This window comes from Bacillus cereus group sp. Bce019, from assembly GCF_051781745.1.
In the GTDB taxonomy this organism is placed as follows: Bacteria; Bacillota; Bacilli; order Bacillales; family Bacillaceae_G; genus Bacillus_A; species Bacillus_A cereus.
The window spans coordinates 1-316 of record NZ_JBPWJX010000083.1; the positions used below are offsets into that span (position 1 = coordinate 1).

Consider the following 316-nt stretch of genomic DNA (forward strand, 5'->3'; position numbering starts at 1 on the left):
GGCCCAGCAGGCGCAGGGGCGGGCGGCGGCGGCGGCGCGTCAGCCACCTTCCCGGACCTGCGGCCGATCGTGGCCCGAACCGGCTCCTGCTCCTGCTGCTGCTCGACCCGCACCACGGGCACCGCCACAGGCTCCTCGTCGAGGTCCTCCAGCTCCTCCACCGACGCCATCCCGTGGATCACGTCAGCGAAAACCATCCGCGCCAGCCGGGTCGTCGCCCTCGCCAGCAGCATCTCGGCCGGCCGCGTGGAGTACTGCGGGTTTTTTTTGGCGTCCCCCGCCTTGACCGCCTCGGCCATCGTGTATGTCGCCGTGG

1 protein-coding gene is annotated in these 316 nt (G+C 72.2%); it reads right to left on the bottom strand.

Annotated elements, in window-relative coordinates; genetic code table 11:
- Positions 1–299, bottom strand: a 299-nt coding sequence (locus ACS2QP_RS27550; RefSeq protein WP_438883031.1) for a hypothetical protein, incomplete at its 3' end; no start/stop codon positions are given.
- Between the last annotated feature and the right edge of the window lie 17 nt (positions 300–316).